The 19,217-nt window shown below is 66.9% G+C and carries 15 protein-coding genes and 1 riboswitch; of the genes, 6 read left to right on the top strand and 9 right to left on the bottom strand.

Annotated features, from left to right (window positions below):
* Positions 1-279: hypothetical protein (locus tag AC5E6L_RS06370; protein WP_491772039.1), on the top strand; the 279-nt coding region annotated here is incomplete at its 5' end.
* 191 nt (positions 280-470) lie between these two features.
* On the opposite strand, the gene AC5E6L_RS06365 is transcribed toward AC5E6L_RS06370, so the two are convergent.
* The 6 genes from AC5E6L_RS06365 to AC5E6L_RS06340 all read right to left on the bottom strand — a co-directional run bounded on the left by AC5E6L_RS06365 (position 471) and on the right by AC5E6L_RS06340 (position 8,329).
* Positions 471-1,154: an energy-coupling factor ABC transporter permease gene (locus AC5E6L_RS06365; RefSeq protein ID WP_491772037.1), complete on the bottom strand. Its 684-nt coding sequence runs from the start codon at positions 1,152-1,154 to the stop codon at positions 471-473.
* Between the two features lie 53 nt (positions 1,155-1,207).
* A riboswitch (cobalamin riboswitch) is annotated at positions 1,208-1,422 on the bottom strand.
* Positions 1,423-1,525: 103 nt separating this feature from the next.
* Entirely contained in the window at positions 1,526-3,748 is a 2,223-nt protein-coding gene (locus AC5E6L_RS06360; protein WP_491229561.1) for a 3-hydroxyacyl-CoA dehydrogenase NAD-binding domain-containing protein, read from the bottom strand.
* 99 nt (positions 3,749-3,847) lie between these two features.
* Positions 3,848-5,056: an acetyl-CoA C-acetyltransferase gene (locus AC5E6L_RS06355; protein WP_491229562.1), complete on the bottom strand. Its 1,209-nt coding sequence runs from the start codon at positions 5,054-5,056 to the stop codon at positions 3,848-3,850.
* A gap of 25 nt (positions 5,057-5,081) precedes the next feature.
* Positions 5,082-5,735, bottom strand: coding sequence for a glutathione S-transferase family protein (locus tag AC5E6L_RS06350; protein WP_491229563.1), 654 nt, complete (start codon positions 5,733-5,735; stop codon positions 5,082-5,084).
* A gap of 183 nt (positions 5,736-5,918) precedes the next feature.
* Entirely contained in the window at positions 5,919-7,715 is a 1,797-nt protein-coding gene (locus tag AC5E6L_RS06345; protein ID WP_491772034.1) for an acyl-CoA dehydrogenase C-terminal domain-containing protein, read from the bottom strand.
* A gap of 194 nt (positions 7,716-7,909) precedes the next feature.
* Positions 7,910-8,329, bottom strand: coding sequence for a MerR family transcriptional regulator (locus tag AC5E6L_RS06340; RefSeq protein WP_491229565.1), 420 nt, complete (start codon positions 8,327-8,329; stop codon positions 7,910-7,912).
* A 303-nt stretch (positions 8,330-8,632) separates the two neighbouring features.
* Here AC5E6L_RS06340 and AC5E6L_RS06335 point away from each other — a divergent pair, with 303 nt between their 5' ends.
* The 4 genes from AC5E6L_RS06335 to AC5E6L_RS06320 all read left to right on the top strand — a co-directional run bounded on the left by AC5E6L_RS06335 (position 8,633) and on the right by AC5E6L_RS06320 (position 14,546).
* Entirely contained in the window at positions 8,633-12,121 is a 3,489-nt protein-coding gene (locus AC5E6L_RS06335) for a peptidoglycan-binding protein (protein WP_491772032.1), read from the top strand.
* Between the two features lie 162 nt (positions 12,122-12,283).
* The gene (locus tag AC5E6L_RS06330) at positions 12,284-13,207 is read left to right on the top strand and encodes a sulfite exporter TauE/SafE family protein (protein WP_491772030.1); all 924 of its coding nucleotides are present in this window, start codon (positions 12,284-12,286) and stop codon (positions 13,205-13,207) included.
* Positions 13,204-14,079, top strand: a complete 876-nt coding sequence (locus AC5E6L_RS06325) for a TIGR02186 family protein (RefSeq protein WP_491772028.1) — start codon at positions 13,204-13,206, stop codon at positions 14,077-14,079. Before AC5E6L_RS06330 ends, AC5E6L_RS06325 begins: the two co-directional genes overlap by 4 nt.
* Positions 14,080-14,081: 2 nt before the next feature.
* Entirely contained in the window at positions 14,082-14,546 is a 465-nt protein-coding gene (locus AC5E6L_RS06320; protein ID WP_491230745.1) for a DUF3429 domain-containing protein, read from the top strand.
* Positions 14,547-14,553: 7 nt separating this feature from the next.
* On the opposite strand, the gene pdeM is transcribed toward AC5E6L_RS06320, so the two are convergent.
* Both pdeM and AC5E6L_RS06310 read right to left on the bottom strand, forming a co-directional pair.
* Complete coding sequence (gene pdeM, locus AC5E6L_RS06315; RefSeq protein WP_491772026.1) at positions 14,554-15,273, bottom strand: ligase-associated DNA damage response endonuclease PdeM; 720 nt, start codon at positions 15,271-15,273, stop codon at positions 14,554-14,556.
* The gene (locus AC5E6L_RS06310) at positions 15,273-17,822 is read right to left on the bottom strand and encodes a ligase-associated DNA damage response DEXH box helicase (RefSeq protein WP_491772024.1); all 2,550 of its coding nucleotides are present in this window, start codon (positions 17,820-17,822) and stop codon (positions 15,273-15,275) included. The genes pdeM and AC5E6L_RS06310 overlap by 1 nt, the downstream gene beginning before the upstream one ends.
* 74 nt (positions 17,823-17,896) lie before the next feature.
* Here AC5E6L_RS06310 and AC5E6L_RS06305 point away from each other — a divergent pair, with 74 nt between their 5' ends.
* Positions 17,897-18,907, top strand: a complete 1,011-nt coding sequence (locus AC5E6L_RS06305) for a ligase-associated DNA damage response exonuclease (RefSeq protein ID WP_491772022.1) — start codon at positions 17,897-17,899, stop codon at positions 18,905-18,907.
* On the opposite strand, the gene AC5E6L_RS06300 is transcribed toward AC5E6L_RS06305, so the two are convergent.
* Positions 18,886-19,217 (bottom strand): DUF938 domain-containing protein (locus AC5E6L_RS06300; RefSeq protein ID WP_491772020.1); only part of this gene is annotated, 332 nt, incomplete at its 5' end. The two genes, AC5E6L_RS06305 and AC5E6L_RS06300, sit on opposite strands and share 22 nt — an antisense overlap.

Here is a 19,217-nt window from a genome sequence, read left to right as displayed (position 1 = left end):
CTGCTGACCATCGACCAGTTGCGCGACGAGAATCGCGACCTGCGGAGCCGACTGGAGCTGCTTCAGGCCGACCAGCAGCGACTGCGCGAGTTCGAGGCGCAGTACAAGTCTTCGGAGAACCGGGCCAACCAGCTCGAAGCCAAGCTGGCCGAGCACGTCAAAATGATGGCCGACAAGGGCAAGCAGCGCCCGGCCTCACGGTCGGCGAAAACGGAGGACGCGGTTGCCGGCCACGCCGTCGAAGAGGAGCCGGCCGCCGAAGCGGTGACGAAGCATTAGAGCATGTTCCCGAGAAGTGTATGCGGTTTTCGGACAAGAACATGCTCAAAATCAAAGAGTTGGAGCATTGCGCGTGAATCGGAGATCACGAGAAATGCTCCAGGGCCTGTGGGGTTTCAGGATTTGGAGCCGAAACGCGGGAAGGCCCGTCCCGGTTCAAGGCCGGGACGGGCCTGTCGCACAAGGCGTCGTCAATGCGCCGGCTGGTACAGCCGGCCGTGGAAGACCGGGCCGTGGCGGAACCGGTCCATGCCCTTGGCCGCGGCCAGGACCGCCAGGTCGAGGATCGGCTCGACGATAATCACCACCAGATAGGCGGCGGCGAACGCGCCCACCGAGGAAAGATTGGCGGCACCGAAGCCCTGGCCGTAGAAGGCCCAGAAGGCGACCCAGGCGATGATGCCGCCCTGGTAGGTGGCCGAAAGGGCAAGGCACTGAGCGAACGAAACGTCCTTGTAGGCCGTGCGAGCCGGAATGATCCGCCTGGACATCAGCGAGACCGCCCACAGCGGCACGATCAGTGTCGTGACATTGATGAAATATTGCGGCAGGTCGCCGGGCGCAAGAAAGACGCCCTGCGCGAGCAGTCCCAAAGCCAGGCCGATCGCGGCCGCGCCGGCGCCAAACACCAGATAGAGCGTCGCGCCGAGGATGAAATGCACCTCCGACACGCCCACCGGATAGTGCGGCATGACCTCGAAGAAGATGAAGACCAGCGCGGTGGTGATCACCGAGCGGATGGCGAGCGCGGCGACGCCGCCATCGTTGCGGATCGTGTCCCAGGCCATCTTGGCGGTCAGTCCGGCGGCGGCGGCGGCCGTCGCGTAGCTGAGGACGATCTTGGCACCGTCGACGATGCCCGGTTCGATATGCATGATGTTTCCTTTCCTGCGCCCATCGCGCATGGCTGGAAGGCGGCGGGAGTGCCGCCGGTTGCGGTTTTCGGGCAGGTCTCCTGACTCGCGCATCGTCGCCGGTTCGCCGCCTTCCCGAGCCCGAAGGCTCAGTGGCATGTGGCGAGCGGCTCAGCGCTCACAGTTGCGTGGGCAGTCCCGGATCGGGCCCCGATTTGGGTCGTCCCTACCGTGTTCCCTTTTCATCCCGCAGGCTTGGCCTTCGGGAACCCGAACCGTCATTGTATGGCTCGCCCTGGCGTGCGACAATCGCGCGCAAGCAAGACCGGTCGATACTTTCGTCGCATGGGTAAGAGGCCGCCGGATGCCGCCGGCAATGACGGCGTTCGGCGTCAGGCCGCATCGGCCTTCTCTGGCTCCGGATAGGGGTTGAAGCGGGCATAGAACGTCTCGCCGGCCCTGGCCATGTCCATCAAGACGCGCGGCGGCTTGAACTGCGGGCCATATTTGCGCTGTAGCTGCCTGGCGCGCGCGACGAACGCCTCGGCGCCGATCCCGTCGATATAGCTGAGCGTGCCGCCCGTATAGGGCGCAAAGCCGAAGGCGAGGATCGAGCCCACATCGGCCTCGCGCGGGTCGGCGAGGATGCCCTCGCCCATCACCCGCGCCGCCTCCAGGGCGATGACGTAAAGAAACCGCTCCTTCAGTTCGCCGAAATCGATCGCGTCCGCGTCCTGCTGCGGATAAAGGTCCTTCAGCTCGGGCCACAGATGCTTTTGGGCCGGCTTTCGCGGATAGTCGTAAAAGCCCTTGGCGTTCTTGCGGCCATGCCGGCCATGGGTGTCGACCATGGCATTGACCAGCGCCACATGGCGCGGATCGACCGCCTTGTCGCCCAGATCGTTCAGCGTCTGCTTGAGAATCTTCTGCGACAGGTCGATCGCGGTCTCGTCGTTGAGCGCCAGCGGGCCGACGGGCATGCCGGCCATCTTCGCCGCGTTCTCGATCATCGCCGGCGGCACGCCCTCGATCAGCATGTTGTAGGCTTCCGACATATAGCGCAGCACGCAGCGATTGACGTAGAAGCCGCGCGTGTCGTTGACGACGATCGGCGTCTTTTTGATCGCGCGCACATAGTCGAGCGCGACGGCCAGCGCCTTGTCGGACGTGCGCTTGCCAAGGATCACCTCGACCAGCATCATCCGGTCGACCGGCGAGAAGAAATGGATGCCGATGAAGTTCTTCGGCCGCGCCGAATTCCTGGCAAGATCGGTGATCGGAATGGTCGACGTGTTGGAGGCGAACACGGCCGTGCGCTTCATTGCGCCTTCCGCCTGCTCGGTCGCCGTCTTCTTGACGCCCGAATCCTCGAACACCGCCTCGATCACCAGGTCGCAGCCGTCGAAATCGGCATAATCGACCGTCGGCGTGATCAGCGACACAAGCTTGTCCGTGTCGGCCTGCGTGGCGCGGCCCTTCTGCATCGCCTTCTTCATCAGCGCTTCGGAATGCGCCTTGCCGTTCTCAGCGCTTTCAAGGTCGCGGTCGAGCAAGACGACCGGCATGCCGGCCCTGGCGGTGACGAAGGCGATGCCCGCGCCCATGAAGCCCGCGCCGAGGACGCCGATCTTCTTGAATTTGGTCGGCTTGACGTCCGCGGGGCGGCGCGCCCCCTTGTTCAGCTCCTGCATGGAGATGAACAGCGAGCGCAGCATGGCGCCGGCTTCCTTCGATTGCAGCACATTGGCGAAATAGCGCTGTTCGATGGTCAGGGCGGTATCGAACGGCACCAAAAGCCCCTCATAGACGCATTTGAGGATCGCCGCCGCGCCTGGATAGTTCATGTGGGTCTCGCGGCGCAGGATGGCGGAAGCGGCGGGCCACACATTGGCGCCGGCCGGCGAATAGACCTTGCCGCCGGGCAGCTTGAAGCCCTTTTCGTCCCAGGGCTGCACCGGCTTCAGCCCGTCCCTGATCATCTTTTTGGCTTCGGCGATCAGTTTCTTTTGCGGCACGACCGCATGGACCAGTCCCATCGCCTTGGCGCGCGCGGGCTTCAGATTCTGCCCCGTCGTCATCATCTGCAACGCGTCCTGCTGATTGGTCAGGCGCGGCACGCGCTGGGTGCCGCCGGCACCGGGGAAGATGCCGATCTTGACCTCAGGCAAGGCGATCTTGACCGCCTCGCCGTCGGCGGCCACCCGGCCGTGGCAGGCCAGCGCCATCTCGAACGCGCCGCCCATGCACACGCCGTTGATCGCCGAAACCCATGGCTTGCCGCAGGTTTCCAGCTTGCGGAAGACACCGCTCATGCGTCCGGCATTGTCGAACAGCAGCCTGACCGCCGCGTCCGGGTCCCTGGCCTTTTCGGCGTTGAAGAGGTCGAACATCGTCTTGAGCATCGAGATGTCCGCGCCGCCGGAGAAGGACTCCCTCTTGCCCGACGTGATCACGACGCCCTTGATGGCCTCGTCGGCGGTTACCCGGTCGATGATCGCGTCCAGCTCTTCGAGCGCCTTGGCCGTGAAGACGTTCATCGACCTGTCCGGCATGTCCCAGGTGACGAGCGCGATGCCGTCCTCGTCGGTGTCGACGGTGAAGTTGGTGTAAGTCATGTTTGCCTCCCGGCTTTACGGTCGTCACCCCGGCACTTGCTGCCGGGATCCAGCGTCACTGGATTCCGGGGGCAGGCCCCGGAATGACGACGACAGATATCAAACCCGCTCGATGATCGTCGCCGTGCCCATGCCGGCGCCGATGCACAGCGTAACGAGGGCCGTGTTCAGGTCACGGCGTTCGAGTTCGTCGAGCACGGTGCCGAAGATCATCGCGCCCGTGGCGCCCAGGGGATGGCCCATGGCGATCGCGCCGCCGGCGACGTTGATCTTGCCATGGTCGATGTCGAAGGCTTGCATGTAGCGCAGCACGACCGAGGCGAACGCCTCGTTCAGTTCGAACAGGTCGATGTCGTCGCGCGTCATCCTGGCTTTCTTCAGGAGCTTCTCGGTCACGTCCACCGGGCCGGTCAGCATCAAGGCCGGGTCCGAGCCGATATTGGCAAACGCCCTGATCCTGGCGCGCGGTTCGAGCCCCATCGCCTTGCCGCCGCGCTTGGAGCCGAGCAGCACGCCCGCCGCCCCATCGACGATACCCGACGAATTGCCCGCATGGTGGACGTAAGTGATGGCTTCCACCTCGGGATGTCCGGCAATGCCGACGGCCTCGAAGCCGCCCATCTGGCCGGGCATCACGAAGGACGGGTTGAGCTGGCCGAGCGCCTGCATGTCGGTGCCCGGCCGCATATGCTCGTCGCGGTCGAGAATGGTCAGCCCGTTCTGGTCCTTCACCGGAATGACGGACCGGGCGAAATGGCCCTTGTCCCAGCTTTCCGCCGAACGCTTCTGGCTCTCGACGGCATAGGCGTCCACATCGTCGCGGGAAAAGCCGTATTTGGTGGCGATCAGGTCGGCGGAGACGCCCTGCGGCATGAAGTATGAGGGAATGTTCACCGACGGGTCCATGTACCAGGCCCCGCCCGAAGCGCCCATGCCGATGCGGGACATCGATTCCACGCCGCCGGCGATGACGATGTCGTCGGCCCCTTGCGCGATCTTGGCCGCGCCGAAATTGACGGCATCGAGACCCGAGGCGCAAAAGCGGTTGATCTGCATCCCCGGCGCCTGGGTCGCATAGCCGGCCTCGAACACCGAGGCGCGGGCGATGTCGCCACCCGCCTCATAGACCGGATCGACGCAGCCGAAGATCACATCGTCGACCTTTTGCGTGTCGAGCGCGTTGCGGTCGCGCAGCGCTTCGAGCACTTTCGCCCCCAGTCTGGGCGTCGGCACCTCGTGCAGCGAACCGTCCTTCTTGCCGCGTCCGCGCGGGGTGCGCACCGCGTCATACACATAGGCGTCTGCCATTTCGGCCTCCCGTCTTGAATTGGTGTCAGGCCGTTGCGGCTTCCGGCTCGCGGCCCGACGGCATCAGCTCTTCGCTTGGCCTGTGGCCGGGCAGCGCGCGGATACGCTCCAGCCAGGCGGCGATGTTCGGCGTTTCGTCATAGGTGATGCCGATCTGCTCGGGCCAGTGCAGATAGCCCTGGCAGGCCAGATCGGCGATGGTCGGCCGGTCGCCCAGGATGAAGGCGCGCCCGTCGAGCTGCGCGTTCAGCGATCCGAGCGCGCCCTTCAATCGGCCTTCCAGATAGGCGGTGTCGTCGCTCTCGGTCTTGCGCGTCAGATGGCGGATGAAGCGCAAGGGGCCGGCAAGGCCGGACACTTTCTGGCTGTCGAACAAAAGCCAGCGCAGCACGTCATAGTCCTCGGCGTCGGTTTCGGGACCGAACCGGCCGAAATGCCTGGCCAGATAGGTCAGGCAGGCGCCGGACTGGGTGAGCGTGACATCGCCGCCCTGGCGATGATGGATCAGCACCGGCACCTCGCCCATCACGTTGAGCTTGCGGAACGGGGCGCGCCGCGTCTCGCCGTCGAAGAAGGCGACGCCCTCGACCCGATAGTCGGCGCCGCACAATTCCAGCATCAGCGCCACCTTGTAGGCGTTGCCGCTTTCCCAGAAGCCGTGGAGTGTGAATTGGGTCATTTTATCCTCTCACCTTCCCGCGCCCCGCTTGCGGGGAGAGGGATACGAGACCGCAAACGCCATCGCGCTTGCTGGTCGAAGTTGGATGAGGGGCGCACCCCAATGGCCCCTCATCCGCCCGCCTCGGTTCACGGAACCGACGCAGCCACCCTCTCCCCGCGCGCGAGGAAAAGGAAGACCAGCCTAAAACCCCTCCTCGGCGATCGCCATCATCGTGCCGGCGCCGGCGGAAATCCGCGCCAGATGCGCCGATGATTCCGGCATGATGCGCTCGAAGAAATAGCGCGCGGTGACGAGCTTGTTGTCGAGATAGGCGGCATCACCATTGGCGCCGGCGGCAATCTTGTCGTGTGCGGCTCTCGCCTGAAGACCCCACATATAGCCGAGCGCCACAAGACCGAACAGATGCATGTAATCGTGCGATCCGGCGCCGGCATTGTCCGGCTCGGCCATCGCGTTCTGGACGAACCACATGGTCGCCGCTTGCAGATCGTTGAGCCCCTTCTTGAGATGCTTGGTGAAGAAGCTCATCTGCTCGTCGTCGCGATTGTCCTCGCAGAAATCGCCGACCTCCTTGAAGAAGGCCTGGATCGCGCGCCCGCCATTGGCCGGCAGCTTGCGGCCGACCAGATCGAGCGCCTGGATGCCGTTGGCGCCCTCATAGATCATGGCGATGCGGGCATCGCGCACATACTGGCTCATGCCCCATTCCTCGACATAGCCGTGACCGCCATGGATCTGCTGGGCCATGACGGCATGGTCGAAGCCCTTGTCGGTCAGAACGCCCTTGATCACCGGCGTGAGCAGGCCCATCATCTCCTCGCTCAATTCGCGATCGGCCGCGTCCCCGGACCGGTGCGCGACGTCGGACTTGAGCGCGGCCCACAGGATGAAGGCGCGGCCGGCCTCGTTGAAGGCGCGGATGGTCATCAGATTGCGCCGCACGTCCGGATGCACGATGATCGGATCGGCGGGCCTGTCGGCGTGCTTCGCCCCGGGCAGGGCGCGGCCCTGCAACCGTTCCTTGGCGTAAGCGGCGGCATTCTGGTAAGCGATTTCGGCGATCGACAGCCCCTGAAGGCCGACGCCGAGCCGCGCCTCGTTCATCATGACGAACATGGCTTTGAGGCCCTTGTGCGCCTCGCCGACCAGCGTGCCGACGGCCTCGTCATAGTTCATCACGCAGGTGGCGTTGCCGTGAATGCCCATCTTCTCCTCGATCGAGCCGCAGGTGACGCCGTTTGCGTCGCCGATCGATCCGTCCGCGTTCACCTTGAACTTCGGCACGATGAAAAGGGAGATGCCCTTGACGCCGTCCGGCGCGCCCTCGATGCGCGCGAGCACCAGATGGATTATGTTCTCGCTCATGTCGTGATCGCCGGCCGAGATGAAGATCTTCTGGCCCGAGATGGCGTAGGAGCCGTCGTCCCGCGGCACGGCCCTGGTGCGCAGGAGCCCCAGATCGGTGCCGCAATGAGGCTCGGTCAGGTTCATCGTGCCGGTCCAGGCGCCCTCGACCATCCTCGGCAGATAGCTCCGCTTCTGCGCGTCCGAGCCGTGCACGGCGATCGCCGCCATCGCGCCCTGGGTCAGGCCCGGATACATCATCAGCGCCATGTTCGCCGACGAGAAATATTCGCCGACGGCCGTGTGCAGCGTGTAGGGAAGCCCCTGTCCGCCATAATCCTCATCGAAGGCAAGGCCGATCCAGCCCCCTTCCCTGAACCGGTCGAAGCCGTCCTTGAAGCCCTTTGGCGTCGTCACAGAACCGTCCTCGTGGCGCACGCAGCCCTGCCGGTCGCCGACCTGGTTGAGCGGGAAGAACACGTCCTCGGCCAGGCGCGCGCCCTCGCGCAGAACCGCCTCGACAATGTCCGGGCTCGCCTCGGCAAAGCCGGGCAGATTGTCGAAGCGCTCATATTTCAGAACGTCGTTGAGGATGAACAGCGTGTCTTCCACCGGGGCGCTGTAGCTCGGCATGGGATCCTCCGCGTCGCGTTTCCGATTCGCCGGGGGCGGCGACGGCCTGTGGTCGATATCCCTAGCAAATTTTGACGTTTGCGTAAACGTCAAAATCATGCGTCAGTATCAACGCGCCGTTTCGGTCCGCCGGCGCGGCGCAAGGAAGGCCCGCGCCGGCGGGCACGGGCCTGAAAGCCGGTTCGGGCCCGCGGTCAGCCCCGGTCCAGCGCCGACAGGCGCCTTCGGACCTCGTCAAGGTGCCGTTCGAGTTCCGCGATCGACGCATCGAGCGCAGAGCGCTGATCGTAAAGCGAGGCCAGATGGCGCGCCCCTTTCCGCGCGGCGCTCTGAAGCTGGCGGCGATTGCCGTCGGCGGGATCGTAAAGGTCGAGCAGTTCGCCGATGTCGCGGAGCGAAAAGCCAAGGCGCCTGCCGAGCACGATCAGCGTGAGCCGGCCACGGTCCCGACGTGAGTAAAGGCGCGTGTTGCCGATTCGGCGCGGCACCAGAAGACCCTTGTCCTCGTAAAAGCGCAACGTCCGCAGCGTGACGCCGAATTCGCTCGCCAGTTCGCCGATCCGATAGACCGCCTCGACGTCCCCGGTTCCGGCAATGTTTCCCAATGTCGCCATATGTTGCCCCGCGGTCCTGGCGGACGTTGCCTGCCGGCCGCCCAACGCTGCGGCCATGATCGACCATTAAGAAGCAACCGTGCCTTGGGTAAGGTGTCCAACGGTTACGCCGGGGTTACAGATCGCGTCGCGGAGGAACTGTGCCTTGCACGAAAACGCCCGTGCACGCCATTGGTTAACGCCTTGTTTACCACGTTGGTCAAAGAGTCTGCCATACCGGTTCGTCGACGGCGCGCGCCTTGGCCTGCCGGACTGTTCGCGGTGCCGTCTGCGCGCGCCGCTCCCAGGGGAACGGACAGATTCATGCGTCAGCGTTTTGACCAGGCCGATCAGTTCGACACCACCGAAGCGCTCGAACGCCTTCGGGACGCGTTGGCGGTGCTTGAGCGGCACGTGGAGCACGCGATCGGGGCGCCGCGCGGCACGGCGCCGCCGCGCGAACGCGACATCGCCGCCATCAGGGCCCGTCAGGGCACGCTCGATCGGGCGCGCCGGGCCGATGGAACGCACGCCCAAGGCCTGCGGCGGGACATCGGCCGGCTGCGGGACGATGTCGGCCGCCAGATCAAGGCTTCGGCCGGGGGGTTCGATGCCTTGCGCGACGAGATCCGGTCGGGGCGGCCGGGCGGCGCGAGCGTCGATGCGCCTGGCCAGGGCACGCTTGCTTGGCGCCCCGGCTCCTCGACCCTCGACGGCCTGCGCAGCGATGTCGAACAGCTCAAGACCGAGGTCACCGCGCTCGCCCGCGAGGATTCGGTGCGCGATCTGAACGATCGCTGGTCGGCGATCGAGCGCGATATCGCCAGGCTGCCCCATGAGCTTGCGTCCCGAGACGACATGACCGCGATGACGGGCCGGTTCGACGCCTTGCAGCGAACGATGGCCGCGCTGCCGCGATCCGCGCAGCTCGACACGCTCGAACGGCATCTGCACGCGCTGGCCGGCGCCGTCGAGCAGGTCGCCCGCCAAAGCGCCGCCGCCGGCCCGCCCCCGCTCGAAGAGCTTGAAGCACGGCTGGACGAAATCAGTCGGGCCGTCGCCGCAATTCCGGGCGCGGACCCCTCGACGGCGAACGCGAACGCGCTGGAGCGCATGGAGGCGCGGATCGCATCGCTCGCCGTGCAGATCGACGACTATGCGCGGTCTCACGCCCCGGTCGACTATGACGCCCGGTTTGCCGAGCTGGCCGACCGGATCGACCGGCTCGGCGCGGGCTGCGCGCCAGGCGCCGTGTCCGGCGAGGCGATGGATTCGCTCAACGCGCGTATCGACGTGATGGCCGACGTGCTTGAAAATCTGGTGCGCAGCGAAGGTCTGTCGGGCGACCAAGCTCGCCTGGCTTCCGCCGAGATGGAAGAGCGGCTCGCCTCGATCGACACGCAGTTGCGCCAGACCGGTCAGATCGCCGAACGATCCGTCCAGCAGGTGGTGCGATCGGTGGACGACCGGATGGCGGACATTGCCCGACGCATCGATGCGGGCCGGCAGGCCGAGCCCGGCGCGCCGTCCATCGCGCAGTTCGAGCATCGCCTCGACGAGATCGCGGCCATGCTGGCCAGCGGCGCAGCCGCCCGCCCGCCCGCCGACATCGCCGCGCTGGAAGCGCAACTGGCCGATATCGCCGCCAGCCTGGCGCCCGAGCGGACCGCACCGGTCGATGAGGAAACGATCTGGACGGCGGCGCGCACGGCCGCCGAGGAGGTCGCCGCGCGCGTGGCGGCACCGGACGAGCCGCGCATGCCCGATACGCTCGGACAGCTCACGGACGATCTGCGGGCGCTCGAAACCCTGGCCCGCGATACCGACGGGCGGAACGCCAAGACGTTCGAAGCCATCCACGACACGCTTCTGCAAGTCGTCGACCACCTTTCCAGCCTTGAGGAGAAAGTCAGGCAGGGGCTATTGACCGCTCCGGTCGCCGCGCCGTCGCCGTCCGGTCGCCTGGATGCGCCCCCGGCCACCGCCGTCGAGCCGATGCGGATCGACGAGACGCCGCCGCTGGCGGCGGATCTGGACGGTCACGCATCGGCCGAGCAGGCATCACGCGGCGCCGCATCGCCCGCGGAGGCGGCCGTCGAGGCGGCCCTTCATGCCTTGGGCGAGATGCGCCAGGAAAGCGACAGGCCGGCGGCCCTGGCCGCCGCGGGCGGGCGCGGTCTGTTCAGGTCCGTCGCCAAGCGCCTTCCGCTGGGGCGCAGCCGCGGCGCGGGCGCTCCGGGCGAACCCGATGCCGATCGTACCGGCACGGACGGCCTTGGTCCGCCGGTCATCGACGATCAGCCGATCGAACCGTTCGGCGAGAAGCTCGCGCTTGCGGACATCATGGCCCGCGTGCGCACCCAACGCCCTTCCGCCAATCCAGCGTCCGGCGCCGGTGCGTCGGCGTCCGATGTCGGCAAGTCCGACTTCATTGCCGCCGCGCGCCGCGCCGCACAGGCCGCGGCAGCCGATGCGAGCATCATGGCCAACGGACATGACGGCGAGAGCGCCGGCGCGTCGGGATCGATGGGGAGCTTGCTGTCGCGCCGCCGCAAGCCCATCGTGATGGCGACCGGTGCCATCCTGCTTGCCATCATGGCCATTCCGCTCGTGCGCGGCTTGCTTGGTCCGGCGCCGCAGGGCGTGGCCGTCGACACCATGCCGCCGCCGGCGATCACCGAGAAGCAGCCGGCCGGCGCGCCGGTGGCCGATGGCCAGACATCCGTTGCGAACGCGCCCGAACCGGCCAGGGAGGCCCCGCGCCAGGCAACGGCCGCGTCCGAACCTTCGGCGGCCATCGCCAATGGGGCGGTCGAGGAAGCGGCGGCTTCGGTCGATGTCGATGCGCCCCCCGATCCCGATGCGGACACGGGCACGCGCACCGATGCCGGCGCCGATCCCTTGGAGGCGCGGCCGGCCGGCTTTGACGACGTCCCCGACCGGATCGGTCCGATCGTGCTGCGCGAGGCGGCCGCCGGCGGTGACGCACGGGCGCTTTACGTCGTCGCGGACCGGATCGCGACGGAGGCCGGCAACGATGCGGGCGCCTTGGCCCAGGCGTTCAAATGGTACGAGCGATCCGCCCAGAGGGGCTTTGCGCCGGCGCAGTACCGTCTGGGTGGTTTCTTCGAGAAGGGATTTGGCACCGCGCGCGACCTGACCGCCGCCAAGACCTGGTATCAACTGGCCGCAGAGCAGGGCAATGCCAGCGCCATGCACAATCTGGCCGTGCTGTTCGCCAGCGACACCGAAGGCGCTCCCGACTTCGATTCGGCTGCGCGATGGTTCCTGAGGGCGGCAGAACTGGGCGTGCGCGACAGCCAGTTCAATCTGGGTATTTTGTCGGCCAAGGGTCAGGGGCTGCCTCTGGATCTGGGCCAATCGTACAAATGGTTCGCGCTGGCCGCCAGAAGCGGCGATGAGGATGCGGCCGCCAAGCGCGACGACATCGCCGGCGCGATGCGGCCCGAACAGCTCGAACAGGCGCGCGGCGAAGCCGCGCTCTGGACGGCCGAACCGGCCGATCCGGCGGTCAACGCGGTCAACGTGCCCGATGCCTGGCGGACCGACGCCATCCGCACGGCACAGGCGCCTGCCCTGTCGGACGAGGAGATGAGGCGCGCGGTCGCCAACATCCAGGCAATTCTCAACGACCAGGGTTACGATGCCGGCCCGGTCGACGGGGTCATGGGCGACAGGACGCGCAACGCCATCGTCGCCTTCCAGCGCGACAACGGGCTTTCCGCCACCGGCGATGTCGACCAGGCGCTGGTCGAAAAACTGCTGGCCATCGCCGACCGCGAGGGCCGATAGGGCGCCCGCGCGCCCGGCGCGACGCCCTTGTGCCCCTTGTGCGCTCATGTGTTTGCCATGAACCCGTGTATCGATTGACACTCCCATCCGCCGGGCGCAAGACGGGACATACCCAACCCGCCTGCGCGGTATATCGCAAACCCGCCCGCTCCGGAGTCACACGTGGCGCTCTATCTGCCGATCGCCGAGATGTCGGTGAACATGCTCATCCTGCTGGGAATGGGTGCGGCGGTCGGGTTCCTTTCGGGCATGTTCGGCGTCGGCGGCGGCTTTCTGATCACGCCGCTTCTGATCTTCTACAACATCCCCCCCGCCGTCGCCGTGGCGACCGGCGCCAACCAGATCGTCGCCTCGTCCGTGTCCGGCGTCCTGTCGCACCTCAAGCGGGGCGGCGTCGATTTCAAGCTGGGCACCGTGCTGCTGGCCGGGGGCCTGGCGGGCTCTTCGCTGGGCGTCTACATCTACTCGCTGCTGCGCATGGTCGGCCAGCTCGACCTGATCGTGTCCATCCTTTATGTCGTCTTTCTGGGCATCGTCGGCGCGCTTATGCTGATCGAAAGCGTCAGGGCGCTGCGCCGGGCGCGCTCGGGCGAACTGGTCTCGCTGCGGCGGCCAGGCCAGCACAACTGGGTGCACAAGCTCCCCTTCAAGATGCGGTTCAAGAGGTCGCGCCTTTATGTGAGCGCGATCCCGGTTCTGGGCCTTGGCGCGATGATCGGCATGCTGGCGGCGATCATGGGCGTGGGCGGCGGCTTCATCATGGTGCCGGCCATGATCTATCTTCTGAAGGTGCCGACCAACGTGGTGATCGGCACCTCGCTGTTCCAGATCATCTTCGTTGCCGCCTACACCACCGTGGTGCAAGCGGTCACCAACCAGACCGTGGACGTGATGCTGGCGCTGCTCCTGATGATCGGCGGGGTCGCCGGCGCCCAGTACGGCGCCCGTGCCGGCCAGCGCCTGCGCGGCGAGCAGTTGCGCGCCATGCTGGCGATCCTGGTTCTGCTGGTCGCGCTGCGCCTTGCCTATGCGCTGTTCGTCACGCCCGACGAGATCTTCACGCTGACCGGCGGAGGGCTTCCATGACCCCCGCACGCGCAGCGCGCGCGGCCCTCGCCGCCGTCCGCGGGCTCGCGCTTGGCGCGGCCATGGCGATTGCGGCTCCGGCATCGGCGCAGGACGGAGCCGCGACGGCCGACCAGGACAGCCACGCCGCCGCCGCGGCCAACGCCGCCGAACAGGCGCGCATTCGCGAGCGCATCGAGATCGGCCTTTCGACCGAGGTCGTGCCGGTGACCTCGAACTTCACCGGACAGGCGCTGACCATCTTCGGCGCGATCGACAATGTCGACCCGCTCATCCACCGGCAGGGGCGCTACGACATCTTCGTCATCCTCGAAGGACCGCGCGCGGACCTTGTCGCGCGCCGCAAGGAGCGCGTTTTCGGGATCTGGATGAACGTCGAGAGCCAGGCTTTCGCCGACACGCCGCAATCCTACCTGATCGCATCGACCCGGCTGGCGCGCGACATCACCAGCCTGGACACGCTGGCCCGGCTGTCGCTGGGCGTCGGCCATATCCGCGTTCAGGCCGGCGAAAGCGGACCCCGCGCCCGCGATCTGGAGGCCTTCGTGTCCGCCATGCGGCGGATCAAGGCCGAAGACGGTCTCTACCGCGCGTTTCCCGGCGGCGTGCGGTTCATCTCGCAGTCCCTGTTCCGCGCCGAACTGGCGCTGCCGGCCAACGTGCCGCTCGGACTGCACCGGGCCCGCGCCTATCTGTTCCGCAACGGCACGCTGGTCGGCCAGACCGAGGCGCCGCTGCGCATCGCCAAGGCCGGCTTCGAGTTCGCCGTCTCGGACTTCGCGCGCAATCACTCGCTGTTGTACGGCCTGTGCGCGGTCCTGCTGGCGCTCTCTGTCGGCTGGCTCGGCCGCATCGTCTTCAAGAGGGACTGACGATGGACGAAGACGAGGACGCCACCGAAATCGCCGGGCGGGTGCCGTTCCTGCTGGCGCTGGCCGGTTTCGTGCCGTTCGCCCTGCTCACGGGCGCCCAGTTCGTGCCCGGAGCGACGGCGGTCCACACGCTCGGCCTGACCGCGCTGAACGCCTATGCGGCGCTCATCCTGTCCTTCCTGGGCGGCATCCGCTGGGGCATCGCGGTCAAGGCGACGGGGCCCGTGCCCGACATCGGCACCTATCTTCTTTCGGTTGTCCCGTCCCTGTGGGCCTGGGGGGCGTTCTTCGCGCCGGGTCCGTGGGGTTTTGTGATGTATGCGATCGGCTTTGCCGCCATGGGCTGGTGGGACCGCGCGCTCGTCGCACGGGGCGAGGCGCCCGAATGGTTCGGCCTTTTGCGCGTGACGCTGACCTGGCTGGTCGCGCCGACCATGCTGCTGGCGGCGCTCGCCCGCCCGATCTGACGCATCCTCAGCCGATCAGGTCGCGCCAGCCGATGGGATAGACGCGCTCGGTCCCCTGCATGTAGGCGCGGAAGGCGGCGAGATCGAACAGCCCGTCAAAGGCCCGGTCGCGCACGTTCAGCCCGCCCGTATAGACCCCGAAGGCCGGCAGGATCAGCCGGATGCCGTCCGAGGCGAAGCAGGAACGACGCACCGCCTTGCCGCGGCCGCGCAGGATCGCGGCGGGGTGATAATGGCCGGACACTTCGTGCGTCAGGCAATCGCGTTCGGCGATGTGGCGAAACGTGACCGGGCCCATGGCGAGGCGATCGACGCTGTCGCCGGGCACGTTGGCGGGCGGGCTCGGATCGTGATTGCCGGGCACCCAGACCATGGTGCGCCCGGCGGCCAGCGCCTCGACCGCCGCGACGGTCTCGGGCGCAAGGCGCCCGCTGGCCTCGTCATCGTGGAAACCGTCGCCCAGCGAAACGACGACCTTGGGATCATATTTGGCGACCAGCGCGGCCAGCCGGGCCAGCGTCGCCGGCGTATCGTAGGGCGGCAGGAACATGCGCCGGCGCGCAAAGAAGGCCCCCTTCTCCAGATGCAGGTCGGCGACCGCCAGCATCGAGACACCGGCGAAGAAGGCCGCGCCGGCCGGGTCGAGCAGCACGCGTTCGCCGCCATAGTCGACGGCCAGCGCCTCGCCGGCCCGCGTCGCTTCCAATCCCTTAAGGGCCGGCCACATCAATCCACCATGTCCTCGCCCATCGCCTCGCGCACCAGCGCCTGGGTCGCCATTGCCTTTTCGGCCATCAACGCATCGCCGGTTTCCGAAGAGATGACGGGCTCCTTGCCGATCTCCAGCATCACCGGCACCGCCAGCGGCGAGATCCGGTCGAGCCCCTTATGCACGATTCGCCCCCTGATGCGAGCGAGCAGGGCGTTGACCCGGCCAATGTCCAGATAGCCGGCGCGGGCGTCGTTCCGGGTGGCCTGGAGCAGGATGTGGTCCGGCTCGTGGCTGCGCAACACATCGTAGATCAGGTCGGTGGAGACGGTGACCTGCCGGCCCGACTTCTCCTTGCCCGGATGGCGCTTTTCGATCAGCCCGGCGATCAGCGCGCAATAGCGGAACGAGCGCTTGAAGACGAAGCTCTCGTCGAGCCAGGCCTCCAGATCGTCGCCCAGCATGTCCTGCGAGAACAGTTCGGCGAGCGGCAGTTCGCCCCGCGCGATCATCGCGCCCATGTCTCCAAGGCTCCAGATCGCCACCGCGTAATCGGAGGCGACGAAGCCGATCGGCCGCGCCCCGGCCCGTTCGAGCCGACGCGTCAGAAGCATGCACAATGTCTGATGCGCGAGCCGTCCCTCGAACGGGTAGGCCACCATGTAGAACCGTTCGCCGCGCGGAAACGTCTCGACCAGCATGTCGGAGGCATTAGGAACCACGGACCTGTCCCGTTGATGGCCGAGCCATTGAGAGACCTGGGAGGGCAGCCGATGCCATTGCGCGGGATCGGCGAGCATCGCGCGCACCTGGGCCGACAGGAAAGTCGTGGTCGGAAACTTGCCGCCCATATAGGCGGGCACCTTGGCTTCGAGGCCCGGCGCGCTGGAAACGAAGCAGACATTCTCGCGAATGCCCTCGAAGCGCAGCACCTTGCCGGCGAACAGGAACGTGTCGCCGTGAACGAGCTGTTCGAGGAAGACCTCCTCGATCCTGCCGAGCACGCGGCCGCCGCGCGCCTTGGTTCCGGCGCCCGGCCGCACGAGCCGCACATCGAGTTCGGGCGCGGCGACGATGGTGCCCGCGTTGAGCCTATATTGCTGCGCGACGGCCGGATGGGCGATGCGCCAGGTGCCGTCCCCGGCCCGCCTGATCCTGGCATAGCGCTCATAGGTTTGGAGCGCATAGCCGCCATGGGCGACGAAATGCACGCAACGGTCGAAGGTTTCGCGGTCGAGATCGGCATAGGGCGCAGCGCTCGTCACCTCCGCATGAAGATCGTCGGCATGGAACGGCGCCGAACAGGCCATGCCCAGAATGTGCTGGCAGAGAACGTCGAGCGCGCCCGGCTCGATGGGCGACGTGTCCTGCGCGCCCAGATAGTTGGCATCGAGCGCGGCCTGGCATTCCATCACCTCGAACCGGTTGGCCGGCACGAGGATCGCCCTTGACGGCTCGTCCATGCGGTGGTTGGCGCGGCCGATGCGCTGGGCGAGGCGGCTTGCGCCCTTGGGCGAGCCGACATGGACGACAAGGTCCACATCGCCCCAGTCGATGCCAAGATCGAGCGTCGAGGTGGCGACGACCGCGCGCAGCGCGTTGCGCGCCATCGCCGCCTCCACCTTCCTGCGTTGCCCGGCATCGAGCGAACCGTGATGAAGGGCGATCGGCAGGCTCTCCTCGTTCAGCGTCCAGAGCGCCTGGAAGATCCGTTCGGCCTGCGAACGCGTGTTGACGAAGATCAGCGTCGTGCGGTGCGCCTTGATCGCCTCATAGACGTCGGGCAGCGCATGGCGCGCCGAATGGCCCGACCGGGGAATGCGGTCCTCGGATTTGAGGATCGAGATCTCCGGCCTGGCGCCGCCGGTCACGGTGATCAGTTCGGCCAGGGCATCGGCGCCGGGCGCCTGCGGCACCAGCCAGCGGCGCAACGCGTCCGGCTCGGAGACCGTCGCCGACAGGCCGATGGTCTGAAGGCCGGGCCGTAGCGTGCGCAGCCGCGCCAGCCCCAGCGCCAGAAGCTGCCCGCGCTTGGAGGTGACGAGCGCATGCAGTTCGTCGAAGATCACATAGCGCAGATCGGCGAAGAAGCGGTCCGCATCCCTGTGCGACAGGAGCAGCGCCACCTGTTCGGGGGTGGTCAGCAAAATGTCGGGCGGGGCGCGCCTCTGGCGCTGCCGCTTGGAGACCGGCGTGTCGCCGGTGCGCGTCTCGACGGTCACGGGCAGGCCCATCTGGCCGACCGGCACGCCCAGATTGCGCTCGATATCGACGGCCAGCGCCTTGAGCGGCGAAATGTAGAGCGTGTGCACGCCGGGCTCGATCGCGCCCGGTTTCGACCTGCCGCGCCGGGTCAGCTCGACAAGGCTTGGCAGGAAGCCGGCCAGCGTCTTGCCCGCGCCGGTCGGCGCGATCAGCAGCGCCGACCGGCCCGCTTCGGCCTTCGCCAACAGTTCCAACTGGTGCGCGCGCGGCCGCCAGCCCTTCTTGGCGAACCAGCCCTGGAAGGGAGCGGGCAGCGAGAACAGGGTCGACTTGGCGCTGTCCGGCGGCGAAAGCGGGCGCATGGGTCGACAATAGCGTTCGCGAAAGGTTCCGCAATCGGCTTGCGCAAAAAAGGCGGACAGCTATCTTCGGGTCGATGAAACCCCAAGCGCTGCTGCACCCGACCGACAAGGGGCTCTACTGCCCGCCGGGCGATTTCTACATCGATCCGGTCAGGCCGGTGAAACGCGCGCTGATCACCCATGGCCATGCCGACCATGCCCGCGCCGGCCACGCCCATGTGATGGCGACCAAGGAAACGCTCGACATTATGGGTATCCGCTACGGGGAGACTTTCGCCGGCGCGACGCAGGAGGCGGTGTGCGGCGAAACGGCCACCGTCGATGGGGTCACGGTCTCCTTCCATCCGGCAGGCCATGTGCTCGGCTCGGCGCAGATCGCCGTTGAAAAGGGTGGCACGCGCATCGTCGCCTCGGGCGATTACAAGCGCCGCGCCGACCCCACCTGCGCCGGCTTCGAGCTTGTGCCCTGCGACGTCTTCATCACCGAGGCGACCTTCGGTCTGCCGGTGTTCGTCCATCCCGACGATGGCAGCGAGATCAGCCGGCTTCTCGACAGCGTCGCCCGCTTCCCCGAGCGCGCCCATCTGGTCGGCGCCTATGCGCTGGGCAAGGCGCAGCGCGTCATCGCGCTGATCCGCAAGGCCGGTTACACCGAGACCATCTACATCCACGGCGCCATGGAAAAGCTATGTCACTACTACCAGGGCCGCGGCATCGATCTGGGGCCGCTGGCCCCGGCCACCGTCGACAAGGGCGCAAGGGACCAGTTCGCCGGAAAGATCGTCGTCGGTCCGCCCTCGGCCTTCGCCGACAAATGGGCGCGACGCTTTCCCGATCCGGTCGCCTGCTTCGCCTCGGGCTGGATGCGGGTTCGGCAAAGGGCCAAGCAGCGCGGCGTCGAACTGCCGCTGATCCTGTCGGACCATGCCGACTGGATCGAACTGACCGAGACCATTGGCGACACCGGCGCATCCGAGGTCTGGGTGACCCATGGCCGCGAGGAGGCGCTGGTGCGCTGGTGCGAACTGGCGCAGATAAGGGCCAAACCGCTCAATCTGGTCGGTTATGAGGACGAGGCGGAGTGATGGCTGGTCGGGCGCAAAACGAGCATGGAGTTGTTGGCAGGCATTTCGGTCACCGCATCAAGTTCAAGCCGACGCGTTTGGGCATGATCCTTGATCTCGGTGACATCCCGGATACCCCATTCGGGATTGGTTTCTCGCAACGTGCCGTCGAAGCGCTGGTTACCGTCAGACACCCAGTCGCCGTGTCGCTTGAACGGTCCATAGATGACCAGAACGCCGCTTGGGCTCAAAATCTGCGCGGCCCCCTTGAGCAAGTTCTCGGTCACCACAAACGGCGCCACATGCAGGACATTGCTGGCATAGATCAGAT

Source organism: Roseitalea sp. (assembly GCF_984466335.1).
The sequence above is the reverse complement of the archived record's forward strand: the minus strand, read 5'-3'. Positions and strand labels throughout refer to the sequence as shown.

Excerpts from the sequence above, each read along its gene's own strand:
- AC5E6L_RS06365 (WP_491772037.1), bottom strand. The coding sequence starts at position 1,154 with ATGCATATCGAACCGGGCATCGTCGACGGTGCCAAGATCGTCCTCAGC.
- AC5E6L_RS06360 (WP_491229561.1), bottom strand. The coding sequence starts at position 3,748 with ATGACTTACACCAACTTCACCGTCGACACCGACGAGGACGGCATCGCG.
- AC5E6L_RS06355 (WP_491229562.1), bottom strand. The coding sequence starts at position 5,056 with ATGGCAGACGCCTATGTGTATGACGCGGTGCGCACCCCGCGCGGACGC.
- AC5E6L_RS06350 (WP_491229563.1), bottom strand. The coding sequence starts at position 5,735 with ATGACCCAATTCACACTCCACGGCTTCTGGGAAAGCGGCAACGCCTAC.
- AC5E6L_RS06345 (WP_491772034.1), bottom strand. The coding sequence starts at position 7,715 with ATGCCGAGCTACAGCGCCCCGGTGGAAGACACGCTGTTCATCCTCAAC.
- AC5E6L_RS06340 (WP_491229565.1), bottom strand. The coding sequence starts at position 8,329 with ATGGCGACATTGGGAAACATTGCCGGAACCGGGGACGTCGAGGCGGTC.
- AC5E6L_RS06335 (WP_491772032.1), top strand. The coding sequence starts at position 8,633 with ATGCGTCAGCGTTTTGACCAGGCCGATCAGTTCGACACCACCGAAGCG.
- AC5E6L_RS06325 (WP_491772028.1), top strand. The coding sequence starts at position 13,204 with ATGACCCCCGCACGCGCAGCGCGCGCGGCCCTCGCCGCCGTCCGCGGG.
- AC5E6L_RS06320 (WP_491230745.1), top strand. The coding sequence starts at position 14,082 with ATGGACGAAGACGAGGACGCCACCGAAATCGCCGGGCGGGTGCCGTTC.
- pdeM (WP_491772026.1), bottom strand. The coding sequence starts at position 15,273 with ATGTGGCCGGCCCTTAAGGGATTGGAAGCGACGCGGGCCGGCGAGGCG.
- AC5E6L_RS06310 (WP_491772024.1), bottom strand. The coding sequence starts at position 17,822 with ATGCGCCCGCTTTCGCCGCCGGACAGCGCCAAGTCGACCCTGTTCTCG.
- AC5E6L_RS06305 (WP_491772022.1), top strand. The coding sequence starts at position 17,897 with ATGAAACCCCAAGCGCTGCTGCACCCGACCGACAAGGGGCTCTACTGC.